Origin of the sequence: Paenibacillus tuaregi (assembly GCF_900086655.1) — a bacterium.
Taxonomy (GTDB): Bacteria; Bacillota; Bacilli; order Paenibacillales; family Paenibacillaceae; genus Fontibacillus; species Fontibacillus tuaregi.
Genome location: NZ_LT575476.1, coordinates 5,090,685 through 5,105,333, shown reverse-complemented (window position 1 = coordinate 5,105,333; position 14,649 = coordinate 5,090,685). Strand labels below are relative to the sequence as shown.

Sequence of the window (14,649 nt, the reverse complement as noted above, 5' to 3'; positions counted from 1 at the left end):
CTCCAATCTTGTTATCTTTTATTCTCGAAAAAATGCAGCAGTTCAGCCGCCATGTATTGCTGAATATCGTCCTGGCTCCCCGTCTCAAGCAGCCGGGTCATTTCAGGCTTCAGAAGAAGCGCGCTGATCTCGCTCAGCACTTCCAGGCTCTCTTTGGAGAGGTGCTGTGGGCCAAGCATAATCAGCAGCTGCTGGACGGTGTGGGCATGCTCATCTTCAAGCACCAAGGGTGTCATCAGTCTGAACAGCGTGAAGGACGGACGGTGAATGGATGCACTGCGTGTATGAAATAACGCAAGGGATGTATCCGGGATAACCAGGCTTCCGAGCTGTTCCCGTTCGATGAGCCGTTTGACAACCTGCCCGGGATCACTAAGTACCTGGTCCTTATGAAGAGCTGCACAAGCCAGGCTGAGCGTCATCTCAAGCCCAAATGACGGATTATTCAGTTGATAAATTACAAATTGGTCAATCAGTCCGATGATTTCGTTTAGTGTGGTGCTTAGTGTTTTAAGCTGGCTAAGCTCTTGGCCGGATGTCAACGGGGTGAAGCCGGTCTCTTCCACGCTTTGAGCCGTCTTGCGGACGGGGGCTGAAATCTGGATGTAATCCTGGAGCCGCTCTATATCCTCAGCCGTAAGCAGCGGGGTAAGCTTGATATACCGGTCCGCCCCCAGAGGAAGATCGACCGTGGAAATGATCAAATCGTAGTCTTCTTCCGGCAGCCGGGCGGCTTCATACCAGGAGACATTGCCGAGCACCTCGATCTGAGGCATCTCCTTCTTAATCCGCGTGGCGAGCAGCTTCGATGAGCCAATTCCGCTGCTGCAGACCAGAATAGCCCGGACACTGCCAGCAAACTGTTTCAATCTTTCCATGGAAGCCCCAAAATGCATGACCAGGAATCCAATCTCCTCGTCCGGAATATTCACGGCAATGTTCATGTCGTCCACCACCAGGCGGACGGATTCAAACAGTGCTTCGTAATCCCTTTTAATCTGTCCAAGAAGAGGATTTCGCACCCGCTCGCCCCTGCGGATCCGATGTAAGGCCGGCTCCATGTGACCGAGCAGCCCTTCACGGAGTGAGCGGTCCTCTACGAAGGGGATTCCCGTACGCTGCTCCATCTTGGAGATAAGATGCTGGACCATAGTCATCAGAGCAGCATCTACGGACGTTAAATCCTGAGCAGGGGAAGATCTCTCAGCCTTGCTGAACAGGTGGTATAGATAAAGAGTCTCTTCCTGCCTGTGCTCCTCAGGGATAAGGTCCGACAGGGGGGAGGAGCTTAAGATATAATCAGCGGCCATTCGGCTTCTATCTTCAGGTCCTGCTGCAGGAGCTTCTCCGGCAGCAGCGGGGCTAACAGAACCCCGGGAGGATAGGGCAAGAACAAACTTCCCTTCTTTGATCCGGGTTAACGCCACTGACAGTTCAATCAGCAGGTGGGTATACGCGGACTCGGGCAGTTCTTCAAGCCAGTTCTCCCCTGCGGCCCACAGCGCATTCTCCACGTTCAGAAGGTCGCTCTGACCCGCCATCCGCTGAAGCTGCCGGGTCAACGCATTTTGGGAGGAGCGGCTTGTATGACCGAACAGGTCCGAATAGTCCAGATGCTCCGAGATGAGCTTGCCGATCGCCTGCCTCTTGGCTTGCTCGGTTCCCGTAATTTCCACGCCATACCCTCTGCGGCGGACCAGCGAAAGATTGTTCCTGCTGATCCATGTCTCCAATTGATCCAGGTCATAGCTGATGGTTGCCACAGCCACATTAAGATCATGGGCCAGGGAGAACAGCTTTATAGGCTCGGTTTCGTCCAACAGGGTGCTGAGGACGAGCCATTTGCGCTCTTCCGTGGAATATCTGGTCAGAGCGGAGGCATTCAATTCCTGTAAGGCGGCTTGGTGCTGGTCAGGACTTCCGGTTACCTGGAAACCCCGCCCGGATTTCTTCTCCAGCGGGAGGCCCAGATCTGTCAGAAGCTGCTCCACCCCAGACATTTCCCGGTGGACGGTTCTCGCGCTGACACCAATCTTGGCGGCTATTTCCCCCGCCGTTACTTCTTCCTGGCGATTAAGCAGAATTTCAAGTATTTGTCTTTGCCTGGGAGTCATACGGTTCATAGGCATGCACCTCGTCAAAGAGGGATAAACGCCGGCTTATTCAGCCAGCGCTTGTTGAATTTAAAAGTACTGTTATTTTTTCAGTCGCTCGACGAGCTCGTCGTATTTCGGACTTTTCAGGAAGTTCTCGATGGAAATATGCTCGGCGTTTGGATTCTGTCCACGGGCCCGGTCGGTTAGCGACTGGTGTGTCACCACAATATCCGCATCCTTAGGGATTTCACTGATTGCTGTGTTGGTAACAGCCACGTCCACCCCGGCCGCTTTCAGTTTCTTTCTAAGCACGGAGGCTCCCATTGCACTTGAGCCCATACCGGCATCACAGGAGAAGACGATCTTCTTAATGTCCCTGTGTTCTGCAGGAGAGGAGGTCTCAGCGTATACTGCTGTATTCTCTGTGCGGCTGCTTGGTACAGCTTCAGCCACTGCGGCTGCGGCTGGAGCTGGAGTGCTGCCAGCGCTCTTCATTTCGCGCATTTTGGCCGCTGCTTCTTCCAGGTCTTCTTCCTTGTTCTTACCTGTCTTAAGCAGCAGGGCTGCCACTACAAACGATACGACGGTTGCCGTAAGCACCCCGCTCAGCACCGGCAGCAGGCCACCCTTTGGAGCCATGGCGATATAAGCAAAGATGCTGCCCGGTGAGGCTGTAGCCACAAGTCCTGCGCCAAAAATGGTGAATGTAAAGGTTCCCGTTACGCCGCCGGCAATGGCCGCTAGAATCAGGCGCGGATTCATCAAGATATAAGGGAAATAGATTTCATGAATCCCGCCAAGGAAATGGATAATCGCTGCGCCTGGAGCTGATTGCTTGGCTGAGCCCCGGCCGGCCAGCATGTAGGCCAACAGAATTCCTAAACCTGGACCCGGGTTCGATTCCAGCATGAACAGAATCGACTTGCCTATCCGCGAGGATTCCTCAAGCGCAATAGGACCCAGCACGCCATGGTTAATCGCATTGTTCAGGAACAGCACCTTGGCCGGTTCGATGATAACGTTGGCCAGGGGCAGCAGCCCTGCGTGAAGCAGACCTTCAACGCCAGCTGCCAGCGCCTTGCTGATCACTTCGACAATAGGGCCGATGCCCAGGAAAGAGCCGAGGGCGAGAATAGCCCCGATAATACCCAGCGAGAAGTTGTTAACAAGCATCTCGAAGCCGGATTTGATCTTGCCTTCGACGGATTTGTCGAACTGCTTCAAGATCCAGGCGGAGATAGGGCCGACAATCATGGCCCCCATAAACATAGGGATGTCGGTACCCACGATGACTCCCATGGTCGTTACGGCTCCGATGACACCTCCCCGGGTGTCATGAATCATTTTCCCGCCGGTATAGCCGATGAGAACCGGAAGGAGGTAGTTGACCATCGGGCCAACCAGTTTGGCCAGCTGTTCGTTGGGGAACCAGCCAGTTGGAATAAATAAAGCCGTGATAAGACCCCAAGCGATGAAGGCGCCGATATTCGGCATGACCATCCCGCTGAGGAGACGACCGAAGCGTTGAATTCTTACCCGCATGCCTTGGGACGAACTTTGGTGAGCAGTATCCATGTGAATCGGATCCCCCTAATTAAAAAGTAGTGTGGTTTTGAGGTGAGATTCCTCACATCATCCTCACAACAAGCGTAAATCAGAGCGCTTACATCATCAACGAAAGGAAAACCTGATCACGTCATGAATAATGTTGACAAGATTTAATAAATCAATCCGCATATTAGCTGCGTCTCCTGTTTGAATAGGAGGAGACTACCGTTGCACCACGGATTTTTCGGCAGAGCAGACGTTTCTTGCTCTATAACCTGTAAGGTAATGTAAGGGAAAATATGAAATAATAATTAGGACACAGCACTAAGTTTTGTTATGCTGTTATATGTGTGGAAATAGTAATAGATTCATAATTAAGCAGGGGAGGTCTTCATTTCGTGAATGCTAATATATTGACTAGATTGAAAGAAGAGACGGCACCCTATCATATTCAGCATTTGGGGACGAAGCCACCGGCGCTCTAGAATTGGCGGAGCAAATCCGCAAAGGGGTGCGGGAGGTCCAGATTCCGCTTAACATGCCGGAGCTTGGGGAATTCATTACAGTCAGTGTGGGCGTGGTAACCTCCGCCGTCTCAGTGGACGTGCAGCCGGATGAGCTGGTCCGGACTGCAGAAAGGGCTCTCAGGCTGGCTAAGAATGCGGGCAAGAACCGGGTAGCTGATCTGGCTATACCTGATTTATAAGATGTGGCGAGAGGGGACTCCTTGATGGATGGTCCCCTTAGCCCATACAGGCGTCAGAAGAACCGGTTGATATTTTAGTGTTAAAGGATACAATAGAGTTGATTATATTTTAAGAATGGTAGTGATGATGAAGTAATGGTATCCATCAAAGATGTGGCTAAGCGTGCCAATGTGTCCATATCCGCGGTTTCCAAAACTCTTAACGGGTATACCGATGTCAGTGAGGCAACGCGGCGGAAAGTGATGCAGGCCGCACAGGAGCTGAATTATTTCCCGAATATGCTGGCCAAAAATCTGAAGCACAAGGTAACCAAGACTATCGCGCTGATTATCTCTAACTTTGAGCAGACCAATGGGAAAGATGGCGTGTTATTTCAGATTATGTCCGGCATCTACGGAGCCGCGAATCATTATCAATATGAGGTCGTTATTTACACACGCAGCTTGTCGGAGCAGCAGGATAAGTCCTACTGGCAGTTCTGCAAGGAACACAAGATCGCCGGGGTAGTGATCTCAGGCCTTAGGACTACTGACCCGTACTTCCAAGAGCTGGTGAACAGCGATATTCCTTGCGTGGTCATTGATGCGGAAATTGTAGGACCCCATGCGGGGTCAGTGATTACGGATAACGTGAATGCGGCCAAGGAAGCGGTAAAGTATCTAATCAGCAAAGGACACCGGCGGATCGGAATGATGAACGGGCACAAGTTCGCAACGGTCAGTATTCAGAGACAACAGGGTTATAGAGAAGCTCTTGAGAGTGCCGGTATTGAATATGACCCGAAGATAGTGATTGAAGCTGATTACGTAGAGGAATTGGCTTACGAAGCAACTGAAGAGTACCTCAAGGCCAATCCAAATTTGACGGCTGTGTTTATTGCGAGTGATCTGATGGCGATTGCTTTCATGAGCAGATGCAGGGAGCTGGGGGTTCGTATCCCGGAGGATCTATCGGTTATGGGCTTTGATGATATTATATTGTCCAGCTATACTACTCCAAGATTATCCACCGTCAGACAGGATTTCTACGGAAGCGCATACTCCGCTTTTGAACAGGTCATTTACATGTTGGAAAAGAATGCGCCAGGTTATCAAAAAATTTTACCTTTCGAAGTTGTTGACAGAGAGTCCGTAAAGGTGCAATAATGTACTCGAAAACGTTTTCGACCAACGCTATATTTTTTTACCCTATTCGAAATCGTTTTCGATCTTTTTTATTCATTTCGAAAACGATTTCGGTTACGCTTACAAAAAAGAGAGATTATCGCCAAATCAGGAGAAAGGACTATTCCATGCTAAATTACAGCAAGAGAGTATCGGATGATTTGATGCAGTGGGTTGTAGCCGAAGAGCAGTTTTCCACTCTGACCTTAGGGAAATGCGAGGCGATCATGTCGCTGGGCAACGGATATATGGGACTTAGATCGGCTACAGAGGAGCCCTACATCGGAGAGAAAAGAAATCTGTTCGTGAACGGAACATTCAACAAATTTGATGAGGAAGAAGTAACGGAGCTGCCTAATGCTGCAGACCTTACCCGGCTTGATCTGCGGATTGACGGAGAGCGGTTCTCCCTGGAGAAAGGGAGCTTCACCGGGTACAGCCGGATGCTGAATATCCGGGATGCCGAGTTGACCCGTTCCTTCGACTGGGAGAGCAAGGACGGGAAGAAGCTTCGCTTCACCTTCCGCCGGTTCGTCTCTCTCCACCATAAGCATGCGATCGGCATGCGGATGGAGGTGACCCCGCTTCAAGGAGATGTCAGGTTGTCAGTTGGTTCCGGAATAGACGGGCAAATGAACAACTCGGGGAGCCAGCATTTCCACGAGGGAGAGAAGCGCATTTATGACAAGACCTACCTGGAGCTGCTTCAGCAGACCACGGAATCGAAGGTAACTTTTGTCTTGCATGCGGCGCACAGCCATAAGTTGAATGGGGCGGAATTGAATCTGGCTCCCCGGATGGAAATTGAACGGCGGCAGGTCGCCGTTAAGTACGAATTGGACCTCAGTGAAGGAGATACGTATACCTTTGACAAAATAGCCACTGTGTACACGAGCCGGGATCTGGAGTTCGGTGGAGAGAGTGACTTAAGCACAATAAGAAGCCATGCTCTGGAACAGTTGAAAGCGCTTCATGATCAAGGGTTCGACGAAATGCTGAGCGAGCATAAGAGGGCATGGGCTGAGGTGTGGAGAGATTACGATATCACGCTTAAATCAAAGAATGAGTTCGATCTGCTGGCAGTCCGTTTCGCGGTCTATCATCTGGTGGTTATGACCCCGGCCCATGACCGGAGAATGGGAATTGGCGCCAAGGGGCTGAGTGGCGAGGGCTACAAGGGGCATTCATTTTGGGATACGGAGATATTCATTCTGCCGTTCTACATCTACAGCAATCCCCGGATTGCCCGTTCGCTTCTGGAGTATCGCTATTTGGGCCTGGAGGGAGCAAGGCGCAAAGCGAAGGAGAATGGATTTGAGGGAGCGATGTACCCTTGGGAAGCTGCGTGGCCGTCCGATGGGGAAGTTACTCCGGTCTGGGGTGCGGTCGATATTGTGACCGGGGAACAGACGAAGATTTGGTCGGGATTCATTGAGCAGCATATTTCCTCGGACATTGCTTACGCTGTCTGGCATTATTTCAAGGCAACCGGAGACCAGGATTACATGGACCGCTATGGCTATGAGATCATTTTGGATACGGCAAAGTTCTGGGCCAGCCGGCTGGAGTGGGATGAGGAGCACGGACGTTACCATATCAACGAGGTGATTGGCCCGGATGAGTACAAGGAACACGTAGATAACAACGCGTTTACCAACTACATGGCCCATTTCAATATTTCGTTAGCAATTCAGTACTGTGATGAGCTTAAGGAGAAAAGACCTGAGCTGTTCGCGGAGCTGAACTCAAAGCTTGGACTTGAAGCGGCACGTCCAGTATGGGAAGAGAAGCTCGGATTGATCTATCTCCCGCAGCCTAACGAGCAGAACATCATCCCGCAGGATGATACTTACCTGCAGAAGCAGATTATTGATCTTACTCCATACAAGAACCAGACGAAGGTAGGTAGTCTCTTTGATGACTACAACCTGGACCAGGTGAACAATCTGCAGGTATCCAAGCAGGCCGACATCATGATGCTGTTCCTTCTGCTGGAGGACAGATTCCAGCCAGAGGTGAAGCGGGCGAATTATAATTATTACGAGGAGAAGACACTTCACGACTCCTCACTATCCTTGTCGACCCATTCCATTCTGGCCAATGATTTCGGTGACGAAGCCCTGGCATATGATCTGTTCCGCAGAGCTGCCGAGATTGATCTTGGGCCGAATATGCATTCGTCCGATGCGGGAATTCACTCCGCCTCCCTTGGCGGCATATGGGAATGCCTGGTAATGGGCTTCGCCGGCATCAGAATGCTTGGCGGGGAGCTGCATCTGAATCCACGGCTGCCGCAGGCCTGGGAAGAACTCTCCTTCCCGCTGTATTGGCAGGGCAGCCGGCTCCAGATTCGAATAGACCGCAGCGGTATTCGAATCAAATCCTCATCGGCAGATGTGATCCGGCTTAAGGTGGCTGGTAAGCCAGTAAGCTTCGAGGGTGAACTGGAATTACCCCAGACGAGCGGGGCGCAGCCTATCTCCTAGAAGAATGGGGCAGTAGTTAGAAGTCTCATATGGTTGGGAAATATTACAATGGGACATTTTAAACAAAAGCTTTTCTCCTAACAGTTACAATGCTTTTATATATTCATAAGGGAGGTCATCATTATATGAAAAAATGGTCAACTAGTCTCGTTATGGTTATGATTGCTGCTCTGATTCTGTCTGCTTGCTCGTCTGGAGGAAGCTCCAGCAGCGGAGGGGGAAGCGGTGAGAAGGTGAAACTTACGTTCTCCGTATGGGGAGATGTGAATGCGGCGGCAGACGAAGTGAAGCTGACGGAAGAATTCAACAAGGCCCATCCTAATATTGAGGTGAAATTCGAACCGATCCCAAGTGACGGTTATGGCACGAAACTGACGGCATCCCTGGCTGCTGGTCAAGCGCCAGACGTTTTCCTGGTGGGTGAAGGGGACTATTACAAATTTGTGGACAAAGGCGTGGTTGAACCACTCGATGACTACTTGAAGAAGGATACCTCGTTCAAACTCGATATTTTTCAGAAAGATCTGATTGAGAATATGAACATCAAGGGCAAACAATATTATCTGCCCAAGGACTTCAATCCGCTCGCACTGTGGTACAACAAGCGCATGTTCGATGAAGCCAAGATGGAATACCCGAACGACAATTGGACCTGGAGCGATCTGACGGCCGCAGCGAAAAAGCTGACCAAGCAGGAGGGCGGAAAGTTCACCCAATTCGGCTTTAATGCCGGCAAATGGGAGTATCCAATCTACACCTACCTGTGGGATTATGGCACGGACATTGCCAATGAAGATGGAACTGCTGCTGAAGGCTACATGAACGGAGATAAGACGGTAGCAGCAATTGAGAAATATGTGGCTTGGTCCAACGGACCGGACCGCGTCTCTCCAACCCCAACCGATACCCAGACGATGGGTGGAGATTCCTCGATGTTCATGACGGATAAGCTTGCCATGATGGTAACCGGCCGCTGGATCAAAGGCGATCTGGATAAATCCGATGTGAAATACGGCTCGGCTCTGATTCCGAAATCAGAGGATGGCACACGTTCAAGCATTATCGCAAGTGCAGGTTGGGCGGTAAATGCGGCGGGCAAGCACAAACAGGAAGCTTATGAGCTGGTGAAATGGCTGTCTGGAACCGAGGCCCAGAAGCTGCGTTCCTCCAACGGAGCCGTTCTTCCAGCCACAGTGAAGGAACTTGATGAAGTCAAAGCCAAAGAAGTGAATGACAAACCCGTTATTGAAATGATGAACTTTGCGAAAAAACCGGTAACCATGCGTTCCGGGAATGGTCCTATCTTCGTGGAACAGTTCACTGGAGCATTGGAGAAGATCATGCTGAATCAATCGACTGTCAAAGAAGCCCTTGATGAAGCCGCCAAAAATGTAGACAGCAAAATCAAGAAATAAGAAAAATACAGCGGGTGAAGCGGCTCTATCCAGCCGGTTCACCCCTTGTCTTCAAGGAGGCTACTATGCGCAACTCGAAATCAGAACGCTCGGGGTATTTATTTATTCTGCCATGGTTGTTGGGTCTGGTGCTCTTCACCTTGGGTCCGATGCTGTTCTCTCTGATCCTCTCCTTCAGCAAATGGGACATCATTACAGGCATCAAATCGATTGAATGGGTAGGGCTAGATAATTTTAAACAGATTTTCCATGACGATATGTTCTATCAATCGCTAAAGGTCACGTTCATCTTTGCATTAGTATCTGTGCCGCTTTATCAGATTGTGGCCTTGTTCACCGCGATGCTGCTGAATATGCGCAGCCGGGGAATGCATGTGTTCCGGCTGGTATATTTTATGCCTTCTGTCATTCCGGCTGTGGCCACCTCCATGATGTGGATCATGATCTTCAACCCGGAATACGGAGTGCTGAACCGGGCTTTGGGGTGGTTCGGTATTCAAGGCCCAGCATGGCTGCAGGACCCTCATTATGCGTTAGGTGCGCTGGTGGTCATGGGAATCTGGAGTGTGGGCAACACGATCATCATTTATTTGTCGGGTCTTCAAGGGGTGCCTGAGGATCTGTATGAGGCTGCTTCCCTGGATGGAGCCGGAATCTTCCGGCGGTTCGTCAGTGTGACGCTGCCAATGATCTCACCAACCATCTTCTTCAATCTTGTGATGGGGATTATCGGGGGCTTCCAATACTTCACAGAGGCGTTTGTTATGACCTCGGGTGGTCCGCTGAATTCTACGCTGTTCTATAACTTGTACTTATACAATAAAGCATTTAAGGATTATGAGATGGGGTATGCATCCGCCTTGTCCTGGATTCTGTTCATCATCATTCTGTTCTTCACGCTGTTGGTCGTCCGCAGTTCTTCCATGTGGGTGTATTACCAAGGCGACGAAGAGCGGGATTAAGGAGGCCATGGAGCAATGAACTATTCAGTTAAACGATGGAATCTGCCTCGCATTGTGGCATTTCTGCTGCTGTTAGGCGGAGCGTGTATCGTACTGGTGCCGCTGCTGTGGACCGTTGCGGTCTCCTTGAAGACGCCTGCGGAAGTATTCAAAGACAACTTCTTCCCGAAAGTGTGGAAGTGGGCGAACTACGCCAATGCAGTACAGGCCATCCCGTTCTTCACCTTCTTGAAAAATACACTGACGATTCTCATCCCCGTCCTGATTGGAACGGTATTCTCCTCAGCGGTTAGCGCCTATGGGTTCGCAAGGTTTAACTTCAAGGGCAAGCGGGCTCTGTTCCTGGTGCTGCTGGCTACGATGATGCTGCCGTCCCAGGTGACGATGATTCCTATGTTTCTAATGTTTAAAGAGCTGGGATGGGTGGACACATTCCTGCCGCTGATTGTGCCGGCTTTCTTTGGAGGCGGGGCGTTTAACATCTTCCTCATCCGGCAATTTATGCGGGGAATCCCCAAAGAACTGGATGAATCGGCGTATGTGGACGGGGCCAGCCGGATGCAGATCTTCTTGCGGATTATGCTGCCGCTCTCGAAGCCGCCGCTGATTGCGGTAGCAATTTTTACTTTCATGGGCGTATGGAACGACTTCCAGGGTCCGTTGATTTATCTGAATTCCAATGAACATTATACCCTCGCGCTCGGGCTGTCCATGTTCAAAGGCCTGTATAACGTAGAGTGGAACATGCTGATGGCGGCCACGATCCTGATCATGCTTCCGGTGCTGATTACTTTCTTCATCGCGCAAAAGTACTTTATCGAGGGCATTTCGATCTCGTCCGCAGTCAAAGGGTGAGTGTGGGCGCTTAAAACCATACGCAAGCAAAAGTTAGCATAGAAGAGCAACTTACAATAAAGGGGGAGCATCATGGCGGCACTGACAAGCAGGCATCCTTTCAATTTGTATTACAGCGGCGGGGAATATGTGAAAATATGCGGTTCGCAGGACGGTTATTTCCCGGACTTCGGACACCACATTGTCAATGAGATGGGCGGCATCTGGCTGCATCCGATCAAGCTGCTGGACGGCTTCTGGCTCAAAGTGACGGACCTGGACCGCGGTATCGCCGTATGGTCCAGAGCCGATGGCTTCACGAACGAACCGTGGGGCACCCGGTTCGATTATGATCACGGGCTGGGGCATATTCCGGTCCGGATTGACCGGATGCAGTTCGCGCCCGAGTTGGAGAAGGGCATGGCCGCCCATTACCGGCTGCAGGCCTACGGCAAGGGCGTAACCCGCCTGCGCCTGGAGCTGCTGGCGCGGACCGATCTGCGTCCGGTTTGGTTCTCGGACGAGATCGGCATCCTTGACGGCGCACGCGACGAAGCGCAGGTGCTGACGCCGCGGCGGGTGCTGGTCAAGGACAGCGATCATGAGTGGTACGCCATGATCGGGTCCGACCTGCCGGGCGAGGAGATCGCGGTGGGCCCGGAGCTGTACGGGCCCGAGTTCACCGCCGGCAATGGCTGCGGCGTGGCTTACGCCGCCGAGATTGAGCTGGCCGAGCGGGAAGAGTTCGAGTTCCGGCTCATAGTCGCCGGATCTTATGTCTCGCGCGAGGCATGCGAGCAATCGTATCAGGTCATTGAGGCCGGTCACGGGGCTATGCTGGAGGAGAAGCGCCGGCTGTATGAACAGGTCCAGAGGCGTGCCGAGCTGTCGGTGGAGGGTGAAGACCGGTTCACTGAAATGTTCAAATGGGTGAAATGGAACAACCAGTGGCTGGTTCAGACGGTGGACGGAGTCGGCCGGGGCCTGACCGCAGGCGGTCCGACATACCCGTGGTGGTTCGGCTGTGACAACACGTATTCCCTTCAAGGTGTACTGGCGGTTGGGGATGCACAGCTGGCCAAGGATACGCTGAATCTGATTCTGGAGAAGTCAGAGGAAGCGAACGGCAACGGGCGGATTGTGCATGAGGTGACTACAATGGGCGCTGTGTCCAATCCGGGCAATACGCAGGAAACGGCACATTACATAACGTTTCTGTGGGAGATATTCAGCTGGACCGGGGATGAGGAACTGCTGCGCCGGCATTACGAGTACGCCGTGAAGGGTATCGAATGGCTGCTTGGGGAGATGGACCCGGATGGAGATTTGTTCCCGTCCGGTTATGGCATTATTGAGATTGCCGGTTTGAATATGGAGCTGATCGACAGTGCCGTGTATACGGCACAGGCGCTGAAGGCGATGGCCAAGATGAGTGGATATCTTGGTGATCTTGAGCGTACGGCTAAGTATAAGGAACTCGCCGACCGGGCATCCCGTGCGGTTAATGAGGTCTTTTGGATGGAAGAAGAGGGGCTGTTCGCGGATGCGGTGGCATCGAAGAGGGATATCGCACCTAAAGTGGATTACATGGTGTCTCTTGCAGAGCAGCAGGGGCTTTCAGGGTATCGCGATTATGTGGAGAACCTTCTGGAAACCGCAGATCAGGATGAGCATGATCAGGGCTGGCTGCTGAATAAGAACTGGGTTATTGTCACTCCTATGGAAGCGGGGATTGCGGACCCGCAGAAGGCGGAACGAGCGCTTAAGACAATGCGCAGCAGCACATTTATCGGGGAATACGGAACATACCTGGCGGGAATATATCAGCAGGGAACCATGACCATCTCCACCGGGGTTCATGCGGTGGCCGAGGCGGCAAACGGATACCCTGACCAAGCGCTGGAGCTGCTGGAGAGAATGGGCCGCTCCTTCTCCCGGGTACTGCCGGGTTCGTTCTCGGAGATGTCCCCGGATTACGGCTGCGTGGTACAGGCCTGGACGATTTATGCCATGGCGGTCCCGGTAGTCCGGCATTTCTTCGGTATTCGTCCGGCTGCGTACGAGAAGAAGCTGATCCTAGCCCCTAAATTACCTAGAGCCTGGGAAGGCAGAAGCTGTGAGCTGAAGCAAGTGGTGGTGGGTGATGCCGAATTCGACATTCGTTTGAAGGAGGTTGACGGACATCTGCACGCGGTGATTCACAATCCAGGTGGATGGCAGGTAGAGGTGCAGTGGGACGGGATGACGAAGATAAGCCAAGGAACACGAATTGAAGTTATCATGTAACCGATCTAAGCGAAGGGGCATCTGCCTGAGGGTCCAGAGATGGATATGCAAGGACTGACGGCTGACATAAAATTGATTTAAATGCTGCCCGTAGGGGCTTGGGCTTGGGAAGAAGTTTGGACTCATGACTGCTGCTTCATGCTGAAGCAGCAGTCATGAGTGAAATCAGGAGGAGAAGAGATGAAATTGCAGGCTGTAATTTTTGATCTGGACGGTGTGATTACGGACACGGCGGAGTACCACTATGTGGCTTGGAAGCGGCTTGGTGAGCAGATAGGGATTCCCTTTGACCGGGAGTTCAATGAGAATTTGAAAGGAATCAGCCGGGGAGAGTCACTGGAACGTATCCTTGAGCATGGTGGCAAAGCAGATGCTTATACCCCCGAGGAGAAGCTGGAGCTGGCGACCCGCAAGAATGAGCATTATGCCTCTCTGCTCGATTCGATTACGCCAGATGATGTGTATCCAGGAATTCGAGAGCTGCTGCTGGAGTTAAGGGAGCAGAATATCCCGGCTGTCATTGCTTCGGCCAGCAAGAATGCTCCGCAAATTCTGAGGGCGCTGGAGCTTGCGGATTTGTTCCGTTATGTGGTGCATCCCGATTCCGTTGCCAAAGGCAAGCCCGCTCCCGATCTGTTCTTGCGCGGAGCTGAAGAGGTTGGGGCGGAGCCGAATGCTTGTGTGGGGATTGAAGATGCCCAGGCTGGGATTGAGGCAATCAAATCCGCGGGTATGGTGGCGGTTGGAATCGGTGAGGAGATTACCTTGAAGAGCTCCGGGGCCGATGTGGTTCTCCCGGACACATCAGGGCTAAGCCTTGAGTTCTTAAGAGGATTAATAGAATAGGCAGGGGACGAGGTCTGGCCTGTTTATAGAGTATAACTAGTAGATCATAAGTGAACCTGGGTAAGGCATCCTTGTCGGCAGGAGAGATTGAATGCGGTACGACAGAGGATGGCTTAGCAGGATAAGGCAGGAATACCATTTAACAGTAAGCACCACGCATCAGCCGGGTCAGGCTATTATTGTTCAGTGAAAAATAAGTTTTAGAATGAACCATTTATATAAAGCAGCGGCAGTCCAAGATCTGATAAATAAAGTCTTAGACTGCCGCTGTTATCATTCAACTAACGTATCCCGTTAGTTCAATAT

General features: G+C 51.7%; 10 protein-coding genes. 8 read left to right on the top strand and 2 right to left on the bottom strand.

Annotation, left to right across the window (positions count from 1 at the left end):
• Window positions 1–11: 11 nt before the first annotated feature.
• Entirely contained in the window at window positions 12–2,123 is a 2,112-nt protein-coding gene (locus BN6628_RS22945) for a BglG family transcription antiterminator (protein WP_068620927.1), read from the bottom strand.
• Between the two features lie 72 nt (window positions 2,124–2,195).
• Window positions 2,196–3,671 (bottom strand): PTS mannitol transporter subunit IIBC, encoded by a 1,476-nt coding sequence (locus tag BN6628_RS22940; RefSeq protein WP_068620925.1) that lies wholly within the window; start codon window positions 3,669–3,671, stop codon window positions 2,196–2,198.
• 394 nt (window positions 3,672–4,065) lie between these two features.
• On the opposite strand from BN6628_RS22940, the gene BN6628_RS22935 reads away from it, so the two are divergent.
• The 8 genes from BN6628_RS22935 (at window position 4,066) to pgmB (ending at window position 14,343) form a co-directional block, all read left to right on the top strand.
• The gene (locus tag BN6628_RS22935; protein WP_082927031.1) at window positions 4,066–4,350 is read left to right on the top strand and encodes a diguanylate cyclase domain-containing protein; all 285 of its coding nucleotides are present in this window, start codon (window positions 4,066–4,068) and stop codon (window positions 4,348–4,350) included.
• Between the two features lie 135 nt (window positions 4,351–4,485).
• Window positions 4,486–5,496: a LacI family DNA-binding transcriptional regulator gene (locus BN6628_RS22930; protein ID WP_068620921.1), complete on the top strand. Its 1,011-nt coding sequence runs from the start codon at window positions 4,486–4,488 to the stop codon at window positions 5,494–5,496.
• Between the two features lie 146 nt (window positions 5,497–5,642).
• On the top strand, window positions 5,643–8,000 hold the full coding sequence (locus BN6628_RS22925; RefSeq protein WP_068620919.1) for a glycoside hydrolase family 65 protein: 2,358 nt from the start codon (window positions 5,643–5,645) through the stop codon (window positions 7,998–8,000).
• 125 nt (window positions 8,001–8,125) lie between these two features.
• Window positions 8,126–9,415: an ABC transporter substrate-binding protein gene (locus BN6628_RS22920; RefSeq protein WP_068620916.1), complete on the top strand. Its 1,290-nt coding sequence runs from the start codon at window positions 8,126–8,128 to the stop codon at window positions 9,413–9,415.
• Window positions 9,416–9,480: 65 nt separating this feature from the next.
• Window positions 9,481–10,377: a carbohydrate ABC transporter permease gene (locus BN6628_RS22915; RefSeq protein ID WP_068620914.1), complete on the top strand. Its 897-nt coding sequence runs from the start codon at window positions 9,481–9,483 to the stop codon at window positions 10,375–10,377.
• A gap of 15 nt (window positions 10,378–10,392) precedes the next feature.
• Window positions 10,393–11,232, top strand: coding sequence for a carbohydrate ABC transporter permease (locus BN6628_RS22910; protein ID WP_068620911.1), 840 nt, complete (start codon window positions 10,393–10,395; stop codon window positions 11,230–11,232).
• A gap of 72 nt (window positions 11,233–11,304) precedes the next feature.
• Window positions 11,305–13,497: an alpha-L-rhamnosidase-related protein gene (locus BN6628_RS22905; RefSeq protein WP_068620909.1), complete on the top strand. Its 2,193-nt coding sequence runs from the start codon at window positions 11,305–11,307 to the stop codon at window positions 13,495–13,497.
• Between the two features lie 180 nt (window positions 13,498–13,677).
• Window positions 13,678–14,343: a beta-phosphoglucomutase gene (gene pgmB / locus BN6628_RS22900; RefSeq protein ID WP_068620907.1), complete on the top strand. Its 666-nt coding sequence runs from the start codon at window positions 13,678–13,680 to the stop codon at window positions 14,341–14,343.
• Window positions 14,344–14,649: the final 306 nt, after the last annotated feature.